This is a genomic window from Acinetobacter higginsii (genome assembly GCF_000369525.1).
Lineage (GTDB): Bacteria > Pseudomonadota > Gammaproteobacteria > Pseudomonadales > Moraxellaceae > Acinetobacter > Acinetobacter higginsii.
Genome location: NZ_KB850072.1, coordinates 1,352,689 through 1,368,726 on the forward strand (window position 1 = coordinate 1,352,689; position 16,038 = coordinate 1,368,726).

At 41.5% G+C, this 16,038-nt stretch carries 26 protein-coding genes and 1 other RNA gene; 9 read left to right on the forward strand and 18 right to left on the reverse strand.

What is annotated here, in order from left to right; all coding sequences use genetic code 11:
- Nucleotides 1-119 precede the first annotated feature (119 nt).
- The 17 genes from F902_RS12405 to F902_RS12475 all read right to left on the reverse strand — a co-directional run bounded on the left by F902_RS12405 (nucleotide 120) and on the right by F902_RS12475 (nucleotide 9,347).
- Nucleotides 120-569 carry a Mor transcription activator family protein gene (locus F902_RS12405; protein ID WP_005203905.1) on the reverse strand — a complete coding sequence of 150 codons (450 nt, stop codon included), beginning with the start codon at nucleotides 567-569 and terminating at the stop codon, nucleotides 120-122.
- 12 nt (nucleotides 570-581) lie between these two features.
- Nucleotides 582-1,028 (reverse strand): gp16 family protein, encoded by a 447-nt coding sequence (locus F902_RS12410; protein WP_005203907.1) that lies wholly within the window; start codon nucleotides 1,026-1,028, stop codon nucleotides 582-584.
- Nucleotides 1,028-1,255: a hypothetical protein gene (locus F902_RS12415; RefSeq protein WP_005203909.1), complete on the reverse strand. Its 228-nt coding sequence runs from the start codon at nucleotides 1,253-1,255 to the stop codon at nucleotides 1,028-1,030. The genes F902_RS12410 and F902_RS12415 overlap by 1 nt, the downstream gene beginning before the upstream one ends.
- Entirely contained in the window at nucleotides 1,252-1,971 is a 720-nt protein-coding gene (locus tag F902_RS12420; protein ID WP_005203916.1) for a DUF2786 domain-containing protein, read from the reverse strand. The genes F902_RS12415 and F902_RS12420 overlap by 4 nt, the downstream gene beginning before the upstream one ends.
- Before the next feature lie 69 nt (nucleotides 1,972-2,040).
- An RNA gene (locus F902_RS22140) (hammerhead ribozyme type II) lies at nucleotides 2,041-2,109 on the reverse strand.
- Nucleotides 2,108-2,563 (reverse strand): hypothetical protein, encoded by a 456-nt coding sequence (locus F902_RS12425; protein ID WP_228129737.1) that lies wholly within the window; start codon nucleotides 2,561-2,563, stop codon nucleotides 2,108-2,110. The genes F902_RS22140 and F902_RS12425 overlap by 2 nt, the downstream gene beginning before the upstream one ends.
- Entirely contained in the window at nucleotides 2,547-2,822 is a 276-nt protein-coding gene (locus F902_RS12430) for an HU family DNA-binding protein (protein ID WP_005203929.1), read from the reverse strand. Before F902_RS12430 ends, F902_RS12425 begins: the two co-directional genes overlap by 17 nt.
- Before the next feature lie 6 nt (nucleotides 2,823-2,828).
- Nucleotides 2,829-2,960 carry a hypothetical protein gene (locus F902_RS22990; RefSeq protein ID WP_005203930.1) on the reverse strand — a complete coding sequence of 44 codons (132 nt, stop codon included), beginning with the start codon at nucleotides 2,958-2,960 and terminating at the stop codon, nucleotides 2,829-2,831.
- A gap of 10 nt (nucleotides 2,961-2,970) precedes the next feature.
- Nucleotides 2,971-3,588 carry a DUF3164 family protein gene (locus F902_RS12435; protein ID WP_005203932.1) on the reverse strand — a complete coding sequence of 206 codons (618 nt, stop codon included), beginning with the start codon at nucleotides 3,586-3,588 and terminating at the stop codon, nucleotides 2,971-2,973.
- A complete protein-coding gene (locus F902_RS12440) occupies nucleotides 3,585-4,280 on the reverse strand; it encodes a hypothetical protein (protein ID WP_005203934.1) in 696 nt (231 codons plus the stop codon). The genes F902_RS12435 and F902_RS12440 overlap by 4 nt, the downstream gene beginning before the upstream one ends.
- On the reverse strand, nucleotides 4,277-4,483 hold the full coding sequence (locus tag F902_RS12445) for a hypothetical protein (RefSeq protein ID WP_005203936.1): 207 nt from the start codon (nucleotides 4,481-4,483) through the stop codon (nucleotides 4,277-4,279). Before F902_RS12445 ends, F902_RS12440 begins: the two co-directional genes overlap by 4 nt.
- 2 nt (nucleotides 4,484-4,485) lie before the next feature.
- Nucleotides 4,486-4,698: a TraR/DksA C4-type zinc finger protein gene (locus tag F902_RS12450; RefSeq protein WP_005203937.1), complete on the reverse strand. Its 213-nt coding sequence runs from the start codon at nucleotides 4,696-4,698 to the stop codon at nucleotides 4,486-4,488.
- 96 nt (nucleotides 4,699-4,794) lie between these two features.
- Nucleotides 4,795-5,979, reverse strand: a complete 1,185-nt coding sequence (locus F902_RS12455) for an ExeA family protein (protein ID WP_005203938.1) — start codon at nucleotides 5,977-5,979, stop codon at nucleotides 4,795-4,797.
- A 2-nt stretch (nucleotides 5,980-5,981) separates the two neighbouring features.
- Nucleotides 5,982-7,748, reverse strand: a complete 1,767-nt coding sequence (locus F902_RS12460; protein WP_005203939.1) for an integrase catalytic domain-containing protein — start codon at nucleotides 7,746-7,748, stop codon at nucleotides 5,982-5,984.
- A 3-nt stretch (nucleotides 7,749-7,751) separates the two neighbouring features.
- The gene (locus tag F902_RS12465; protein ID WP_005203940.1) at nucleotides 7,752-8,657 is read right to left on the reverse strand and encodes a DUF3102 domain-containing protein; all 906 of its coding nucleotides are present in this window, start codon (nucleotides 8,655-8,657) and stop codon (nucleotides 7,752-7,754) included.
- A gap of 9 nt (nucleotides 8,658-8,666) precedes the next feature.
- Nucleotides 8,667-8,957: a helix-turn-helix domain-containing protein gene (locus tag F902_RS12470; RefSeq protein ID WP_005203941.1), complete on the reverse strand. Its 291-nt coding sequence runs from the start codon at nucleotides 8,955-8,957 to the stop codon at nucleotides 8,667-8,669.
- Nucleotides 8,958-9,140: 183 nt separating this feature from the next.
- Nucleotides 9,141-9,347: a DNA-binding protein gene (locus tag F902_RS12475; RefSeq protein WP_005203942.1), complete on the reverse strand. Its 207-nt coding sequence runs from the start codon at nucleotides 9,345-9,347 to the stop codon at nucleotides 9,141-9,143.
- 104 nt (nucleotides 9,348-9,451) lie between these two features.
- On the opposite strand from F902_RS12475, the gene F902_RS12480 reads away from it, so the two are divergent.
- The 8 genes from F902_RS12480 (at nucleotide 9,452) to F902_RS12515 (ending at nucleotide 14,574) form a co-directional block, all read left to right on the forward strand.
- Nucleotides 9,452-10,105 (forward strand): XRE family transcriptional regulator, encoded by a 654-nt coding sequence (locus tag F902_RS12480; RefSeq protein ID WP_005203944.1) that lies wholly within the window; start codon nucleotides 9,452-9,454, stop codon nucleotides 10,103-10,105.
- A gap of 22 nt (nucleotides 10,106-10,127) precedes the next feature.
- On the forward strand, nucleotides 10,128-10,730 hold the full coding sequence (locus F902_RS12485; protein WP_017401885.1) for a hypothetical protein: 603 nt from the start codon (nucleotides 10,128-10,130) through the stop codon (nucleotides 10,728-10,730).
- Between the two features lie 78 nt (nucleotides 10,731-10,808).
- Nucleotides 10,809-11,309, forward strand: coding sequence for a glycoside hydrolase family 108 protein (locus tag F902_RS12490; RefSeq protein WP_005203949.1), 501 nt, complete (start codon nucleotides 10,809-10,811; stop codon nucleotides 11,307-11,309).
- On the forward strand, nucleotides 11,306-11,752 hold the full coding sequence (locus F902_RS12495) for a DUF7940 domain-containing protein (RefSeq protein WP_005203953.1): 447 nt from the start codon (nucleotides 11,306-11,308) through the stop codon (nucleotides 11,750-11,752). Before F902_RS12490 ends, F902_RS12495 begins: the two co-directional genes overlap by 4 nt.
- Nucleotides 11,752-12,057: a hypothetical protein gene (locus tag F902_RS12500; protein WP_005203955.1), complete on the forward strand. Its 306-nt coding sequence runs from the start codon at nucleotides 11,752-11,754 to the stop codon at nucleotides 12,055-12,057. Before F902_RS12495 ends, F902_RS12500 begins: the two co-directional genes overlap by 1 nt.
- 5 nt (nucleotides 12,058-12,062) lie before the next feature.
- Nucleotides 12,063-12,356 (forward strand): VpaChn25_0724 family phage protein, encoded by a 294-nt coding sequence (locus F902_RS12505; RefSeq protein WP_005203956.1) that lies wholly within the window; start codon nucleotides 12,063-12,065, stop codon nucleotides 12,354-12,356.
- 11 nt (nucleotides 12,357-12,367) lie between these two features.
- On the forward strand, nucleotides 12,368-12,934 hold the full coding sequence (locus F902_RS12510; protein ID WP_026057447.1) for a phage protein Gp27 family protein: 567 nt from the start codon (nucleotides 12,368-12,370) through the stop codon (nucleotides 12,932-12,934).
- Nucleotides 12,934-14,574 (forward strand): hypothetical protein, encoded by a 1,641-nt coding sequence (locus tag F902_RS12515; protein ID WP_005203959.1) that lies wholly within the window; start codon nucleotides 12,934-12,936, stop codon nucleotides 14,572-14,574. Before F902_RS12510 ends, F902_RS12515 begins: the two co-directional genes overlap by 1 nt.
- On the opposite strand, the gene F902_RS12520 is transcribed toward F902_RS12515, so the two are convergent.
- On the reverse strand, nucleotides 14,575-14,943 hold the full coding sequence (locus tag F902_RS12520; protein ID WP_005203961.1) for a hypothetical protein: 369 nt from the start codon (nucleotides 14,941-14,943) through the stop codon (nucleotides 14,575-14,577). It lies immediately after the preceding gene.
- Between the two features lie 184 nt (nucleotides 14,944-15,127).
- Between F902_RS12520 and F902_RS12525 the strand changes: the two genes are divergently transcribed.
- Entirely contained in the window at nucleotides 15,128-15,895 is a 768-nt protein-coding gene (locus F902_RS12525) for a DNA adenine methylase (protein WP_005203962.1), read from the forward strand.
- The last annotated feature ends 143 nt before the right edge of the window (nucleotides 15,896-16,038 follow it).

Sequence of the window (16,038 nt, forward strand, 5' to 3'; positions counted from 1 at the left end):
ATATAAGAGTAACGAGATAATTGTGGGATTTGACGGGATATTGTGGGATTGAATGGGATGAGTTTTGAAAAGGTTTTACATCCTATGAAATAGAAAAGCGGACTATTTGTCCGCTTTTCTTATTCATCGAATAAGTCAAGATTGGGGTCTTCCTGAACATTAAGCTTCTCTTCAGAGTTTACGATACTGCGAATCGTCCGCAGTGTCACGCTGAATTTACGAGCAAGCTTTTCTTTAGACATTGTTGGTGCTTGTTCACGGATCGCTCTGTTGCGCATGGCAACAGTGATCGGTGTGCCCATTGGAATTTCAATGTGATCATTGCCAAGCTGATCTGCAAGCAACTGAAGCTTACTCAAGCCTATCACTTGCGCAAGCTCAGAATTTACGTTTAAAGCCTGACGAATTGGAATGTAGATTTTAGTACCACCGAAGGCATCAATTAAATTCAGCGCATTTTCGACCTTAATCAAACGTGCAATGAAGATGAAATTTTTAGGCATCAGGTTAATGATCTCATCGTCTGTGAAAACTTGCTGTGCATCGGTGATGTGCGGACGATAAGCCATGATCTATACCTCCTATACTTCTAAAGTGACACGCTCAATGCCGCAACGTTTGCACCACTGGCGTAAGTGATTAATGATCATGTCTGCATGTTTGCTGCTCAAAAACTGTAATGCACTCACTTCAACACGGTTTTCAACAAATTGTGCCAGTGCTTTTTCACTGCCATTTTTAACGTGACCAGCTTCGTGCAACTGAAGCCATAAATGACGGATTAATTTACTTTGTGAGTCGCTTGCCAAGTTTTTAATATCGTCTTTATTTTTAGGTACAACAGCAAAGCCAAGTTGTTTTAAACGATCCAGTACAGCTTCAAGTTGTGCTGGAGTTAAAAGTTTAGAACTGTCTTTACCTGTCGTACTTTTTAAAATGTCACGATATACATCATCGTCTAGACCGAGCTTTGTTTTAGCTACATGAATGAGCTTGATCAAATTCAGCTTTTTATTGAATTTAGCCATTACCAGAACACTCCTTTAGCTGCATCAGCAAGTCCAATCAAAGCCAGTGCTGCAAGACACAAAGATGATCCAGCTTTAAGGCCATAAGCTTTGCGTTCAAAGACTGTCTGACCAGTAATCTTTCGTGCTGACCAAGCCTTTTTTGCTTCAGTGCAGCAAGTCACTAAACCAATGCCAAAAACTGCAAACAAAGCCAATACGCTTAAGCAATTCATAATTTCTGTCATGAACTTGCTCCTAGCTTTTCAACCTGTTTACCTGCATCCATACCATGATTGATTTTGGCATCTTTACCAGCCTGACGACCTGACCAATAATCATTGCGACTGCGACTAGATTCAAGGTTGGTTTTTTCATTACGGTTTTTAGGCTGAAATTTAGTTAGTTCGGTAGTTTTATTAATATGAGCCTCAATTTGTTTAAGTTTTTCCACATCAGGTTTAATGCGCCGAACTTGTTCCGATGCTTCAATGACCCAACCTTCACAAAACAAATCAGCACGTTTGATTTTATTTTTACGGATTTGAACTCGATTGAGTTTTGTGCTGATAAAATTGGTACGAGCTTTCTTGAGTTGGCGATAAAGCACATCAAAAGCATAGCTTGCAATCTCAGGTGCTGGATCAAAGCCTGCAAAGTTCCAGACAGTGACAACTTTGATGGTTGGAGTTCTAACTGCTCGGTAACTAAGAAAAACTTTGCAATCCATAATTTTTGCTACTGCTTGAGCAAGCATTGATTCAAATACAGGTGGCTTATGAGAGCCGCTGCCAGTGATTTCAGCGTCAATAATACCTAACAGTTCGGCATCGTCTGCATCAATGTTAAATTTTTCCATCAATGCTTGAGCTTGACGCAATGCTGTTGCTGCTTCATGTTGATTTGCTGACTTACTCAACGCTAAACACTTTTTAATTTTTTCAATAACTTCTTTTTTATTCATGAAATCTCTCCAAGGCTAAACTTTATTTCTTCAGGTAAATTTTCAAGTTCTTCGTGTGTCAACATGGTTTCCTCGCTGCTCGTCAGTACTGGATCACGACATCCAGCAGACACAGGCACGGATGCCTGTGTTTCGCTTATGTCTCTTCAGGTGCTTCATACTTCTGAATTGCAAGATCAATAGCCTCACGACTTGTGAAACCTTGAGCAACTAGCTCATCTTCATCGTTATAGACAAAGTATTTTTCTGTACCTTGACCTACACACCATTTCTCAACACGTAGGCGGTTGGTGATGAGGAATTCCAATCTATTAGAGTCATTTGTACTAATAAGTGACACATCGTCGGCATCAGTCAGTGAAAATGGAAATTTACCAATACATTGAACTGCTGATTTCATACCGAGAAGAAACATGTCCTTATCACGACCTTCAATATTGGCGACCTCATCACCACCGTTGGCTGTAAAAGAAATGGTTTTGGCACCAGAGTCTGCTGCACCAGTAATGGTGTTAACTACTTCATCAAACCACTCTTTAAAGTTATTGATGACAGCCACAAACTCCTCTTGCTGTTTATCCATTGACTGCATCCTTTAATCCTTTGCCAGCTTTGAATGTTGGTACTTTGGATGCTGCAATTTGAAGCGCTTCACCCGTTTTAGGGTTGCGGCCAGTTCGCGCTGCACGTTCAGTAACTTTGAATGTCCCAAAGCCAGTAAGCGCGACTTGACCGCCATTTGCTAAGGTATCAATGACACCTGTTTCAACTGCCTGAAGAGCAGCTGTTGCTTGAGTTTTTGAAATGCCAGCTGAAGCCGCGATGTGGTTGATAAGTTCTGATTTATTCATGGTGTATTAACCTTTTAAGTGAGTTGAACTAGCTGTCAGAATTGCAAAAAGCACATATAAAAATTCTGGCCAGCCTGTTGTGTGTAAACTTCCTGCGATAAATCCACAGGTAACAATTGCAATAGAAAGTTCTTTCATTGCTAAGCCTTTAAATGGATGCGATGTCGAGTGAAAGTGGTAAGTAGCCACCAGTTGCGTCATCACGGTTGTAAAAGCGTAAGTAAGCTTTGCTGCCGATAATGTTGATGCTGTCCGAAATGGCTTGCATTGCTTGCTTCCACTTGGGGTGATTGATTTCATGGCGTTTTAAACCGAGTACTTTGGCTGTGCTGATTTCTCCTTTTTTATCCACATTAAATGCGGCACTGATAATGACTTTAATTTCATCGCGGCTGCCTTCAGTCCATTCCTCAAGACACTGATCAATCAGTTCTTTAGCAGCCTGAAGACGTTCATCAAAGTTGATGGTCTGTGCGATATTGCGCTGGACTTTTAAACGTCCGTCATAGCTCATGAGAGTGACATTGCCTTTATTTCCACCAACAGTTACACCGTATTGGTCAGCTGAAATGGCGCAAAAATTGGCTACATCTTCAAAACTTTGGATTTTGAAATCTTTCAAGAGTTCATGTAGTTCATTAACTTTTTCAAAAAGCTTGCGAACGGTTTGATCACGCAATTTGTCAATTTCTTTGACGTTTGCTTCAGGAACAAATGCGCCTTGTGAGTTTTCCCAAAAGCCTTCTGGTTTGGTGTGAGTTGTCATTGTGTTGCTCCTTGAGTTGTTGGTTCTTGTGCTAATTCCGCAGCTTTTAAGCGGTCAAAGCATTGTTTGTGAGTTTCACCATCGCGTTTGTTCTGTGCGACATACGCAAATAGTTGCTCTTGTGGAATGTTTTTAAGTGAGCTTTGTTCGATCTCTTTGCGTTCGGCATTGGTTTTATTGATCAGTTCCGAAAGGGAGAAAGCTGGACGCTCATGCTTCTGACGTTCGTGCTCAGCTTGATCCGCAGCACGCTCAGATTCGGTTTTTGTGCGTGATAATCCGTGGCGTGGAGTAGCATCTTGAGCTGGTACATATTCAGGTTTAAATGAAGTAATGACTTCATATAGATAGCCATGATTTTTGAGTGGCAATTGCAACTTGCCTTGATCTCGACGTTCTAGCATTGTGGCGATTGCCCACACCCATGCAGCGCGAGGCGCTGGATAAGTGTGATGACCTCGTTTGATTTCCTTTGCAGTAATATCAGGCGCAATTTCACTGATCAGTTTTGCTGTACGCTCAAAAGTCAGGTCACGGCTTTCAGAGCGGAACATTGCCAAGTACTTGATCAATGGGTGCTGTAAATCACCAGTTACGCTTAGTGCTGAAACAAATGCTTTACTTGCATCACTATGACCAAGCAATGCATCAAGACTGCAAGTTGCTCCGCAAGCTGGGCATCTAGTTTTCATGCGTTTGCTCCTTCAGCGGCTGCGCACATGGTTTTAAAGATTTTGATTGCTAAGAAGCCGCCACCAACTGCCATACCAGCTCTTTCCATTTCAGCTGTTGGTTGTTTAGGCACAAGGACGTAATCACCACTAAGTAATTTGTCTAAATCTTTATTGAACTGAACACGTTTAAGCTCAGGTTTATTTTTTGAATTAGTTTTCATAATTAGCCTCGGAAATGTTTTTGTTTTGCTTCGAGTGCAGACTGACAACCAATACATAAAGTCACGCTGCCAAGTCTGCGTCGTTGTTCTGGAATTTCAGTACCGCATTCTTCGCAATCGAAGTAGCTTGTAAATTCCACTCGCTTTGCATTGTGCAAAGCGTGGTCAAGATCGGTTTGAGCAATATCTGCTGCTACATCTGCAAAATCAGCCATGACATGCTCCTAGAACTTTTGCTAAATGGCCGCAAATTGTGTCAATGCAGAAGTAAATGATTAGCCCAATAAGAAAAACTCGTTCTGTTGACATGGTTAGACCTCCATTACCAAGTCATCAGTAATGACTGGTGCACCTAACTCAGCCGCCACATTCATTGCACCTGTGATCAGGTTGCCAACTGCCAAAGGATATAAAAGGCTTTCGTTTTGATTTTTACGCCCAACATTGCGAGTAAGCTTGGTGCAGATAGCATCCAATCCAGATTCATCAATAAAGTCCTCAAGCTTGCGATCTATCGACTTGCAGCGGTGTTTGAGGTAATCAACTAGGCTGGTTTGTGTGAACGGTTCAAGCGTGACAATCTCACAACGCTGCACCACTTCTCGAACTTCTGGATTGTTCTCAGCAAGCTTGATTTTGAGTTCATCTTGTCCAATCAATAGGATGCCCATTAAGGGGGTGAATCCATTTTCAAGCTCAAGGAATCGCTTGAGATGCTTCAGTGTTGGAATCGGTAGGCTTTGCGCTTCTTCGATGATCAAGACATGACGGTGTCCAGCACGCATACTTTCTTTGAGTAGCTCATGTATTTGGCGAAAGCGTGCTTCAGGTGAACGTTTTGCATTGGTACTTGGTGCTAATGCCGCCAATATTGCTTCAGCAATATGTAGTGATTTAAGGGTTTTACCTTTAATGTCGTTATCTTCAGTCGCAAGTACATAAGGCTCAATCACAATGACTGGTTCACGCTCACGTTCAATGCGGTCAATCTGTCCACGACGTAAAGTAGACTTACCTGATCCTGACTGACCGACAACCGCAACAAAGGAAGAGTTTCCTTTAATGACTTGCCACATTGATTCGCTAACATAATTAATGTCTGCATTGGTGAATAATTCATCTGAACTACGGATGTTTTCAGTGAATGGGTTCTTGAACAGCTTGAAGTGTTTTTTGGCTGCTGGTGTTAGAGTCTGTTTACGTAGTAGCATAAGTTGCTCGTCCTCTGATGGGTCTGCTGCACACTCACTGTCCAAGGCTTGGTCGTTATTGGTGTGAGTCTGTGCAGTAGTTAATGCTTGTGAAATTTGATCTGATCCAATTCCTTTCGCTTCTAAAAGCTCAATGAACTTTGACTGGAATTGGTCAGGGTTCTTTTTTGGTCGTTGACCGTGATTAACAAAAATATTGACCGTTGCTGTGCTGACTCCTAGTGGTTTACAGAGTGAGCTTTGGGCAACGTTGTGTTGTTTAAGCAGTTGTTTTAATGCGCTCATGATTACTCTCCAACCACACGTAATTTAGGTTTTGTGGATTCGTTTTGGATGCCAGCAATGATTTCTGGAATGACTTCCTGTGGCACTTCACCTGTAGGGAAAGATTTTTGAAGTGCCTTATAGTGGTCGTGTGTCCAGAGATCACCGACAACACCTCGAATTTGTTTTGCTGCTTGGATTAAATTGACTGGTGCAACTTGACGACGTTGATCAGGTGTAGTCATTTGCTCACCAGCTCGTGGCAAGTAATCTGGTACTACGGTTTGATTTACATCTGCCATCGGATCGATGATGTGAGAAAAAGCGCCTTTACGTTGCTTGATGGCTTTTTCAACTTCTTCATCTGTGTTGACGTTGTATGCTTTTTGGCGAATTTCTTTACGCACTTTGTCTAGTTGGCTGTCAGCTTTGGCGCGTGGTGTTTCACCAATGATTGTTGCTGATTCATTCCAGCCACCAATTAAATCCATTTGATCAGGTTCAATGGTGTAAACCATTGGATTGCCATGTTCATCTGTACCTAATAGGTCAATGCAAGGCGCACGGAATGGGTTCACCACCACATCAAATTTTGCTTTGACATGCACGCCCCATACATGACTTACATCATATTCATACGAACCATATCCATTGATTGTGTGTTTCACACGTAAGTTGCCAGTGACTGTTTTAGATTCAGGTTTCGTTGTCACCAGTTCTTTGCATAACTCAATTGGTGGAGCGATTCGTAATTTTTCAGGCTTAATTGTTTGCCATACGGCATTGCGTGTTTTACCCGTGCGAGAATGAACACTGGTCTCATTAAAATGAGCAGTCCATTTCGAGGCGAAGGCATTGAGTTGAGACAAGGTTGTGATCTTGTCTTTCATATACTTAATACGGCCTTCAAACTCGCATTCGATAATGTCTTGGTGCTTCTCAACTTGACCTTTGGCGCGTGCATTACCTTTAGCGTGGTCAATAATTTGGATGTCCAAACGATCAAGTAAATTCGTAAATAAGCCACTGGTCATCGCACTACCTTTGTCGGTGTAGATGATCATTGGTACGCCATGCATAGGATTCTTATTGTCTCGACGCTGCATAGCATTCAACATAATGTTGATCAGGTTTTGAGCCGACTCACTTCCACGAACATATTCAAGATAGACATTGCCACTGTAGTGATCTGTGATCACATAGCGAGTCACCATGTCTTTCTCAATGCGTTTTAGGTTTTCTGGCTTGTTTTTATTGAACTCGCTAGGATGCATATCACGCACACCACCTTCTTTGGGAAGGTAGAACAAAATGCAAGTTGATGCGTCTAGCTCCCATACATGGTTCGGGTGCAAGCTGCGTTGGTTTTGATGTGGTGTTGGTGCTTCAAGCATGGTCGGATGACATAGCTCTTGCTTCATGCGTCTGCCAATGGTTGCCGCACTCACATCGGGTGCAACGCCATTTGCCTGCGCAATTTTTAAAGCACCTTTGATACTGGTTGTACGCTTACCATTTGCACGGGTCGCTTCATAAACCAAACCACCAATAAGCTTTGCTGTATCAGCATCGACTACACTTTTACCTTTATCGCTTCGGGTTTTGCGACCAGTGGTGTAACCAATTGCTTTAAGTCTGCGATATAGCTCATTGCGGCCAATCGACAAAAATGCCGCTGCTTCAGAAACAATTTCATCCTTGCTGCCAAAACCTGAAGTCTCCAGTTTTTGCTTAACTTCCTTTAAATATTCGGCTTGCGCCAATTCAACAGTATCTATTTTGGCAGCCATGACTTACACCTCACTTCCTTGAAGCTCAGTGTCTAGAGTTTCATTCTCCAATAAGACTTCAGACAGCCAATCTGGTGTGACCATTTGTGTAAAGTCGATAGGTAGTCCAGCTTCATTGCAACGTTGAGCCATGCTTTGGTAAGTCATACGAATATTTGCTTCGTATTGCTCGACTACAAATGAATCCATGCATGAATCAACAGCTGCGTTCATGTCTGCATTGAATTGATTTGCTGCATCTAAAAACGTAAGTACAGCCTTTTGCATGAGTTGCAATGCCTGTTGGCGTAGCTGCTCAGCTTCAGTCGCTTCACGTTTTTGGATTTCAGGTGGGCTATAAGCTTTGGTGACTTTCTCATCAAGTTCATTTATTTTTTGATCTTTCTTCTGAATGATTTGATCTTTGGTTTGAAGAGATTGAGCTTTGTTCTCAGCATCGGCCTTTGCCTCACGTAAAGCTTTTTTTAACTCACGTACAGACATGGTTTCGATGCTGTCTAGAGAAACTTCACCAATGCTTCCACCTTGTTCAATGACATCAATGTCATCATCATCTAGAACCATCAACTCAAGCAATTTTGATCCGTTGCCTGATTTTTCTAAAAGCGACATCGATGTCGTTTTTGAAAATTTTAGGACAACAGACATAAAACGCTGTGCTGTGCGTTTGCTAATACCAAGCATTTCAATGCGTTTGGTAAACTCTCCATGTGGAGTAATCTCTTTCAGAATCAAAAGGCGTTTACCAAGCTCCAGCACTGCTTCAACTGAACGTTGTTGGTAAAAACGAATTTCATCTTCAAGTGCGCCAACGGTTAAAGCACCTTCATAGCCAAGAGATGTGGCTAAGCCACCAACTTTCTTTGCAAAATCAGAAGGAATGACTTCTGCTGCGTGTTCTAAATCCATGATGACCTCTTAAAAAACTCTAGTACGTTGTTCAATTTCAGCAATACGTGCCTTTGCACGTTCCATTTCTGTGTCATGCGCCTTGGCGATCTGAACAACTGCCGTACCTAATGTGTATGAACCGTCTTCTTCTTGCTTGGCTAAGCCTTCAGCAACAAGGGTTTGTAATTGACGGTGAATCTGTGCTGGTGATTCATCCAATTGTCTTGCAAGCTCTTGATTACTTACGCCTTGCAAGCTATGCCCACGTAAAGCCTTTAAAACTTTGAGAACTTTCGAGGCTGATTTAACGGTGCTCATTCTTCATGCCCTCAAGTTGAATGGACAAAATTTTGTTTTCTTGTAGCAATATCTCGTTGTCGTTTTCCGCGAAGCACCATTGAGTGAATGCGAAAATTGTCGTTATAAGAAATAGTATGGTGAGAAAATCTGCTTTCATGATTCTTTCCTTGTGTGCAGAAATGTGCAAAAATGTGCAGATTGCTAGGTGTTAGCAGTCTGGTTGGTGTCTTTTTTGATACCCAAAGCAACTGCGATTACATGACCTTTGCCGCGTTTGCATTTGAGCTGACCGTTAAGCACCTTATAAACATCATTACGGTCAAAACCATGATCAGAAGCCCAATCTGTAACGGTTTTACCTGAAGACTCGAAGGTGTTCTTAACTTCATTAAGTGATTTTAATTGCATGTCTCTAACCTCTTAAGTGCGATTATATTCACATATAGGTGCATATTTAAGTTAATAATAGTGCAGATTTAAGCACTATTCAACATGTTGGTGAGGTATTTTGCGTGATTGGTGCAAGAATCAAAGAAGAGCGAACAAGACTTGACCTAAATCAACCTGATTTCGGTGCAATAGCTGGCGCATCAAAGCGTACAGTGATTGAATGGGAAAAAGACAATTCATCACCAACCGCAGTGCAGTTATCTGCACTATCAGAGGTTGGTGTTGACGTAACCTATGTGATTACTGGTAATCGGCTAAATAAATCCGTGAATATGAAAAATGACTTTGCTGATGAGTTTGATTTAGTCAATGTCTATGATGTGGCTATCTCGGCTGGTCATGGATCAATCTGTGCTGGCGAAGCTCAACCAGTTAGTAGATTGGCTTTTAGAAAAGACTGGCTACATCGACATGGTTTTTACGCAAAAGATCTAATAATTGTTTATGCGACTGGAGACTCTATGTTTCCTACAATCCAAGATAAGGAACCTTTACTTGTAAATACATTAGATCACTCCTTAACAGATGGTTTTATTTACGTTATTCGCACTGGAGAGCACTTTTGGGTGAAGCGTATTCAGCGTCAAATAGATGGGTCTATTTTGTTAATTTCAGATAATAAAACATATCCGCCAATGCCACTTGATTTGAATGAAGCTTCAGATATCGAAATTATGGGGAAATGGATTCCCCCAAGTCGTGGTACTTTTTATTAATCTATAGGACTGTATTGGGAGGATGGGTGTGAATAAAGATTTTGAATGGTTAAAATGGGTTGGATTATTCTTTATTGTTGGTATTTTAGTTGCCATAGCCTATCTTCGACAAAACAATAGAACTGAAATTAATGTTAACAGCGAACTTAATCAAGTTTCACATAATTCTCAGAATCTATCTGAGGAAGAAAAATATGATGAAATGCTTAATCAGGCTACTCTAGCAATCATTGAAGGTGAAATAGAGGCTAAACAAGTTAAAGATAATCCACCTGTTTATGAAGCACTAAGTCTAAATCAAACTAAGAAATTTATTGATCGTGTTGAGCAGCTTCAGGCCACTGACTCAAGTGTAAATTTGGAATATACCCCAGATGTTGCTCGTCAAAGCCGAAAATACAATGCTTTGGTTGAAGAGGCTGAAGCGGTTTATGGTTCGATGGATATTTCAAATAAATATCGGTATTGTACTTCTATGGTGTCATTTGCACGAGAGTTATGGTGGGGGAAATATTCAAAGGCATCCACTTCTCAAGAATATAAAGATCACGCACAACAAATGTTTTTAGATTCCTACAATCAAGCTAAAAAGGATTGCATAGCTGAAATTAAGTCTAAGCAATAAAATAAACGGAAGCCTTTCCGCCTAATATTACAAGTACCAACTAGACAAACTAGCCTCATCATTTGATGAGGTTTTTTTGTGAACAAGACTTTTCAAACTGCACTAAAGCGAGTGCTTCAACATGAAGGTGGTTATGTAAACCATCCTTCTGATCCGGGTGGGGAAACTAATTACGGTATCACCAAAGCTACAGCGCAAAATTATGGGTACAAAGGCTCAATGAAAAATATCCCAATGGATATGGTTGAACGTATTTATAAAAATCAATTTTGGGATGCTTTAAGTTGCGATAGCTTCCCATACTCTTTCGCATACCAATATTTCGATGCTGGTGTTAATCATGGCTTAGTCAATGCTCGAAAGATTCTGCAACGTGCGTTGGGTGTAAAAGATGACGGTATTGTTGGCGCAATTACACTCAATGAAATTCGTAAACAACCGCAGTTTGCTTTGATCAATCTTTTCAATGCTGAGCGCATTCAATTCTATACACGCATCAAAACCTTTAACACATTTGGTAAAGGTTGGATGAGTCGTGTTTCTGGCAACCTACGTTATGCTGCGGATGATATGCGATGAAAAAAACTCAATTTAAACGACCTCGTAACCTAGTGCCATCGCCGAAAAATGTTGGTACTTCTGCTGTTGTTACCGAAACAGTGGATCAAGAAAAAGTAGATAATCCTGAAACTATTGCTGAGTTAAAACAACAGCTTTTAGATCAAGCCAAGCGTCATCAAAAACGAGTTGAAGAACTCAAAGCTGAAGCATCAATAGTCCCTGAGTATGTGGTTGGCACTTTGGAAGAAGTAAAGCACACAGGATTATTGGTTAAAAATTCTCATACGTTCTGGAAGTGGTTATCCACTTGGGCATTTGCAGCGATTGCATATGTGTCAATTTCAGGTGTTCCACCAGAAGTACTTGCATTAATCCCTGAAGCATCACAAGGAAAAGTCACGGCAGCCATTGCCATACTTGGCTTTATTGGTCGCTTTATCAATCAAAGCCGAGGGAAATAATGCAGCCCAGCTATATCGTTATTGGTATTACTTTGATCAGCTTTCTTTTTAACTTTGGACTCGCGGTCTATGTTTTTATTTCAAATCGACAGGCCGCAAAAGATAAAGAGTTGCAAGAAACAAAAGAGCGATTAAGTCGATTAGAAGAGCGTGTCAGCAACATGCCTGATCATCAAGTGATTAGTGATATGGCTGGTGATATGAAAGCCCTTAAAGAATCAGTAGCGGGGTTAAAAGACGTGATAGCCCCTTTAGCCAAGGCAGTGGATCGCGTTAATGATTATCTGCTGCACCACAAGGATTAATAAATATGAGCTTTGCAGATCATTTAAAAGAAGACATGCGCCTCGTTGTGTTGCGCTCATTATCAGAATTACCCACGTATCGCTCAAACTCATCAGTGCTGCATGCCTTTGTCACTCGTTATGGACATAGCTTCAGCCGTGATCAGTTGCGTACCGAATTGCATTGGTTGACTGAGCAAGGCTTGTTGGTCATTGAAGAAAACTTGGACACAGTGCTTGTTGTAAAGCTCACAGAACGAGGCGCTGATGTTGCTAAAGGTCTTGTTGTTACTCATGGCGTAAAGCGCCCATCGGCATAATTGGGTGAAGCATGAGCAAATCATTTATGCGTAATCTTACCGATGAACAACGTCAATTCATTTACAAGATGCTTGAGGAAGACAAGCTAACACTGAATGAAATGCTGGACGAAATTCGTGCTGAGTTTCCATCGGACTGTATTCCCAGTCGATCCGCTTTAGGTCGTGAAAAGCAGAACTATATCGCTGAAGCTAAAGAGTTTAGGCAGATCGCTGCAATGTCTGAAGTTTTGGTCAAAGAATTTGGCGAAGACCCCGATGACAAGGGCGGCATGTTGTTGGCTCAGGCTGTTCAAGCTGTAGTCACTAAACGTGCAATGGATGAGTTGACCAATACCGGTGATGATCCACTCAAGCCGCAGATGGGCATTGATGATGTCGGTGCTTTGGCACGTGCTGCCCGTGCAGCCATCATGACCAAGTCAAAGGCAATGGAAAACCGTGATGAGATTCGTCGCCAAGCGCGTGAAGAATTGCTTCGAGAACAAGATGAAAACCTACAGAAAGCTGCCGTCTCACAAGGTATGGGTGCTGAGCAAATTCAGTTCTGGCGTGAAAAAGTATTAGGTATTAAATAATGACAGCATTAAAACCTCGGCAAGATACTGTTCGTGTGGTTGATTGGGATGAACTTCCTGAAAGCGCACGTAATATCCCGAATAATCTAAATCCATTCGATGCTGGTGTTCTGATGAAGCATCAAGTCGAATGGCTACGGATTAAGTCGGATATTAAAGTTTGTCCGAAAGGTCGACGTACTGGCATCACATTTGCCGAAAGTTTTGATGATGTACTACTTGCTGCTGCCAGCAAAGAAGCTGGCGGAATGAGTGTTTATTATATTGGTGATACCAAAGAAAAAGGTCTTGAATTTATTGGTTATTGCGCCAAGTTCTCGCGTGTAATTGCTGAAGCCCAAGGTCAAGGCATTTCACAAATTGAAGAATTTCTTTTTGAAGATCAAAATGACAAAGGTGATACACGGCAGATCACGGCTTTCCGTATTCGATATTCAAGCGGTTTCCAGATTGTGGCTCTCTCCAGTCGACCTGAAAACATTCGTGGTCTGCAAGGTAAAGTCGTCATTGATGAGGCTGCCTTCCATCCTAATGTCCAAGGGGTAATCGAAGCGGCTACGGCTTTGCTGATTTGGGGTGGTCGTATTGCCATCATTAGTTCACACAACGGCAAAAACAATGCATTCAACCAATTGGTGAATGATATTGAGAATGGTGTCTATGGTGAGGATGCTCAGTCCCTTGTAGTCACTTTTGACGATGCTGTTGCTAATGGTCTTTATGAGCGTGTCTGCTTTATGCAGGGAAAAAAAGCAACTGCTGAAGGTAAAGAGAAATGGTACAAAAAAATTCGTCGTGCATATGGGAGCCGCAAGGCTGCAATGCGTGAGGAACTTGATGCCATTCCACGCGATGGATCATCTGTGTGTCTGCCAAGTATTTGGGTTGAACGTGCAATGCCAGAAGTGCGCACTGTCTTGCGATTAACGCTTGGAGATGACTTCACTGAAAAGACTAGCGAGGAACGTGACGCATATATTGATGAATGGATTCAGCAGAACTTAGAGCCTGAATTGCAAAAACTGGATAAGCGTCGCCAGCATTGTGCTGGTCAAGACTATGCACGGCATCGGGACTTTAGTTTTATTCTGCCATTCTATATTGCACCAGATTTACGTCGGATCGCACCGTTTGCCATCGAGATGCATAACGTGCCAGCACGTATGCAGAAAAAAATCCTTTGGTATATGTTGGAGCGATTACCTCGATTTGGTGGCATTGCAATGGATGCAACTGGTACGGGTGAAACGCTGGCTGAAGATACAGCTGAGAAGTTTGGTGAGCACATGGTTCATCAAATTAAATTGAGTCGTAACTGGTACAGCCTGTGGACTCCAAAGCTTGTGACCGCATTTGAAGAGGATATGATTGATCTGCCACGTGATGACAATCTCAAAAATGACTGCTCAGCGATTGAGGAAGTTGATGGTATTCACATGGTATCTAAAGCACGGAAAAAAGATTTAAAAGACCCAGATTTATACCGTCATGGCGATGGTGCAGTTGCAATGATTCTTGGATGGTTTGCTAGTCTACACCTATCAAGTCCTATTGAGTTTATAGGACTTCCAACTCGTGAAGAGTTGGAAATGAATAGTGATGATTATGATGGCTGGTTTAGTGAAGCTGGTTGTATATAACTAAAGTTGGAATTTGATTGCACTGCTTAAGTAGGGATTTCGATGTCCAATGATACCTTCCAATTCAAATTGTTCGATTGTGAGTGCCGCCATAGTCCTAATTGCATCAATCTCATAGCTACAATTTGAATCTTCATCAATTTCAATTAATTTTATAAAACAAAGACTGGCCTTAGAATCATAGAAAGTTTCATCCACCCATTCTGTCAGTCCGATTTTATTAACATATTTGCAAAATTGGAGCATTTGATAAAGCTCAGTATCATCGTCATATCTACTCCAAATATTGATGCCAAATATTGTTTCAAATTCACCTTCTCTTATTTGTTTGGTGATTTCTGGAAGTGTTGTATTAACTAACTCGCTCATCGGAACTCCTTCCCCCTAATAGCTAATGTATTAAAAGGTCATCATTAAAAACGAGGTGACGGCCTCTTGCCCTACAAGAAACCGCCCCCTTTGGTAAGTGACTACCGCAGGCTTAGCCTCGTTACCCTGTACAGAGTAATTCGAGGCTATCAGAAAATGAAAAGCTTTTGCAGTGGGTGAAAACATGAAAACCAAGCCAATCGTTCCTTGGATGGGTGGTAAACGTCGTCTGGTGTCGCAATTGATCGAAAAAATGCCAGAGCATCAATGTTATGTGGAGTTGTTCGCTGGCGGTGCAGCATTATTTTTTATGCGTGAACAACAATCAAAATTTGAAATCATTAATGATGTAAATGGTGAGCTGGTGAACTTATACCGTGTCGTACAGCACCATCTTGAAGAATTTATTCGGCAATTTAAATGGGCAATCATAAGCCGCCAGATGTTTGAGTGGTTAAAAGCTGCCAGCACTGATTTAATGACTGATATTCAGCGAGCTGCACGATTCTATTATTTGCAACATACCGCATTTGGTGCAAAGAACTCTGGTCAAACTTTTGGAACTGCTACAACAGCGAAAGCACCAAGCTTTCTGCGAATAGAAGACCACTTGACCGATGCATATTACAGGCTCTCAGGTGTCACTGTTGAGAACCTAAGCTGGGATGATTGCTTGAAGAAGTATGATAGACCCCATAGTTTTATGTACGCTGATCCGCCTTACTGGAAGCTTGCAGGTTATGGTGTAGAGTTCGGATGGGAGCATTATTTGAAAATGGCTGAGCTGATGAAAACTTGTCAAAGTAAAGTCATGCTATCAATTAATGATCATCCTGATATTCGAGATGCTTTTGCAGACCTGAATATCAGCACCACAAAAATTAATTACTCCGTCGGTAAAGTTGGAGCGAGTCGCGGCGAAAAACAGGAACTCATCATCACCAATTATTAGTCGGGCGGATTTATAGATTTATAAACGTTTATAAATGCGTTTTTAGCGATTTAAAGGCAATTCTGCAACAATGAGCCGTGTTTGCTTTTAGATCGCTAAAATCGCCCATTCTGTGGCAATTAAAAAATCAAAAATAAATGGAA